This is a genomic window from Phytohabitans aurantiacus, from assembly GCF_027923225.1.
GTDB lineage: Bacteria > Actinomycetota > Actinomycetes > Mycobacteriales > Micromonosporaceae > Phytohabitans > Phytohabitans aurantiacus.
The window spans coordinates 1-2890 of sequence record NZ_BSDI01000117.1 but is presented as its reverse complement, the minus strand read 5'-3'; the positions used below and the strand labels follow the sequence as shown (position 1 = coordinate 2890).

The following is a 2890-nucleotide window of genomic DNA, read 5'->3' as shown; positions in this document are numbered from 1 at the left end:
GTGTCGGCGCTCACGTAATTCCCCAGCTGTAGCGGTCTGACGCTCACGTAATTCCCCACCCGGTCGATCATGTAATTCCCCAGGTCATGGGGATGTGCGACCGGGGTGGGTGGTCCTCGCGATCAGGAGGAGTTCTCCCTCGTCCGGGTGACGGGTGAGGGAGCCGATGGCGAGGAGAACGTTCGACGTGGTCGATGTGACCGAGATTTTCATCCACTGGTACGCGGGCCGCTCGATCAGCGAGGTGTCCGTGTCGCTGGGTGTGGACCGTAAGACGATCCGTAAGTATCTGGCTCCCGCGGTCGCGGCCGGCATGGCGCCGGGCGGGCCCGCGATGACCGCGCAGGAGTGGGCGGCGCTGGTGACGGCCTGGTTCCCGCAGTTGGCCGACACCCGGCTGCGGCAGGTCACGTGGCCGCAGATCGCCGTGCATCACGAGTACATCGCCGATCAGCTCAAGCTGGGGGTGACGCAGGCGACGATCCACCAGCGGCTACGCGACGAGCATGGCCTGACCGCGTCGGTTGCGTCGCTGAAGCGGTATGTGGCGGCGAACCTGCCCGAGGAAGTACGCCGGGATCAGGTGGTCGTGCTACGTGACGAGGCCGACGTCGCGCCGGGTGGGGAGGCCCAGATTGACTACGGGCATCTGGGCCATTGGGTCGACCCGGCGACCGGTAAGCGGCGGCGGGTGTGGGCGTTCGCGATGGTCCTTGCCTGTTCACGGCATATGTTCGTGCGTCCGGTGTTGACGATGGATCAGCGGGCTTGGACCGAGGCGCATGTGGAGGCGTTCGGATTTTTCGGCGGGGTGCCGCGCCGCCTGGTCCCGGACAACCTGCGCACCGGGGTGGACAAGCCGGACCTCTACGATCCGAGGATCAACCGCTCGTATGCCGAGTTGGCCGAACATTACGGGGTGTTGGTCGACCCGGCCCGGGCTGGTAAGCCACGGGACAAGGCCCGCATCGAGCGACCGATGCCCTATATCCGGGACAGCTTCTGGCGGGGCCGGCAGTTCACGTCTGTGGCCGAGATGCAGGCCGCCGCGGTCGTCTGGTGCGTGGAGGTGGCCGGGCGCCGCGCCTGTCGGCCGCTGTCCGGCGCCGCTCCCGGTTCGGTGTTCGCGGCGGTCGAGGCCGAAGCCTTGCAGCCGTTGCCGGGCAGGGCGTTCGTGCTCGCCACGTGGTCGACGGCCATGGTCGGTCCGGACATCCACGCCAAGGTCGGTAAGACGATCTACTCGGTGCCGTGGCGGTTCATCGGCCAACGCGTCGACGCCCGCGAAACCCCGACCGTGGTGCAGATCTTCCACAAGGGACAGTTGATCGCCACGCATGGCCGCAAACCGTCGGGGAAGCAGACCGACTTCGGGCACTATCCGCCGGAGAAGATCGCGTTCCGGATGCGGACCCCGACCTGGTGCCGCACTCGCGCCGACGAGATCGGCCCCGGCTGTCGGAAGGTCATCGACGGGCTGCTGGAGATCAACGCCCTGTTCCGGCTCCGCGCCGCCCAGGGCGTGCTCGGCCTAGCGAACAAGTACGACGCTGACCGGTTGGAGGCCGCCTGCGGCAAGGCGGTCGCGGTCGGGGATCCGTCCTACCGCACCGTCAAGGGCATCTTGGCCGCCGGCGCCGAGACCGACCCGCCGCCGCCATCGGCCGGTGACGGTGGCGCCGCCGCCCATTTGCACGGCCCTTCGCAGCTGTTCGCGAACGTCATCCCCCTGTCCACCATGAACCACACGCTCGAGACGGACACGACCACTACGAACGCACATCACAGTGGACATGGCGACGACGAGCAGCCACAGCCCGGGACGGCGGTGCTGGCATGAACAACACCGACACCGACGCCACACCGCTGGCGGCCTACCCGCTGCCCGTCCCCGCCGGCGCTGACCCGCGGTTCACCTACGGTCTGCTGCTCGACATCGCTGAAGTGTCGCAGCGCAACGGTTTTCCCCGCCTGGCCGGCACCGACTGGGCCGACCTGATGACCGCCCTGAACCATTTCCTCTACCAGTCCAAGGAGATTGCGTGAGCATCGTCGACACCGCCCTGCACGACAGCCTGCGCGCGTTGAAGCTGTCCGGCATGCTGCACACCCTCAACGCCCGCCTGGCCCAAGCCCAGGCCGGTGAACTCGGCCACCTGGAGTTCCTGCAGGTCCTCTGCCACGACGAGATCACCCGACGAGAGAACATGGGCATGCAACGCCGGCTGCGCCGTGCCCGTTTCGAGCAGAGCACCACCCTGGAAGAGTTCGACTTCCACACCAGCCCCAAACTGCCCGCCGCCCAGATCCGCGACCTAGCCGCCCTACGCTGGCTGCAAGCCGGCGAGTCCGTCATCCTGCACGGACCCGTCGGCGTCGGAAAAACCCATATAGCGCAAGCACTCGGCCACCTCGCCGTCCGCCGCGGCGCCGACGTCCGCTTCACCAAAACCAGCCGCGCCCTAGCCGACCTCGCCGGCGGCCACGCCGACCGCACCTGGCCCCGCCGCCTCGCCGAACTGGTCCGCCCCGCACTGCTGATCCTGGACGACTTCGCCATGCGCGAGCTCACCGCGCAACAAGCCGACGACCTCTACGAACTCATCTCCGAACGCGCCCAAGCCGGCCGGTCGCTGATCGCCACCTCGAACCGATCACCGACCGACTGGTACCCACTATTCCCCAACCCCGTTGTCGCCGAGTCGTTGCTGGACCGGCTGATCAACACCAGCCACCAGGTCTTCATGAACGGCCCCAGCTACCGCCCCAACAAGCGACCCGGCCGCCCCGGCTCGACAACCACCAGGGACACCAAGTAGAACATCAACCGAGGGCCACACCCTGGGGAATTACTTGAGCCCAGCCCCGGGGAATTCCGTGAGCGACGACA

2 protein-coding genes and 1 pseudogene are annotated in these 2890 nt (G+C 67.6%); all 3 read left to right on the top strand.

What is annotated here, in order from left to right:
* Positions 1-187 precede the first annotated feature (187 nt).
* Positions 188-1708, top strand: a pseudogene (gene istA, locus QMG73_RS45985) (IS21 family transposase); the annotation flags it as partial.
* A gap of 128 nt (positions 1709-1836) precedes the next feature.
* Positions 1837-2046: a hypothetical protein gene (locus tag QMG73_RS45980; protein ID WP_281906478.1), complete on the top strand. Its 210-nt coding sequence runs from the start codon at positions 1837-1839 to the stop codon at positions 2044-2046.
* Positions 2043-2819 carry an IS21-like element helper ATPase IstB gene (gene istB, locus QMG73_RS45975; protein WP_281906476.1) on the top strand — a complete coding sequence of 259 codons (777 nt, stop codon included), beginning with the start codon at positions 2043-2045 and terminating at the stop codon, positions 2817-2819. The genes QMG73_RS45980 and istB overlap by 4 nt, the downstream gene beginning before the upstream one ends.
* Positions 2820-2890 lie beyond the last annotated feature (71 nt).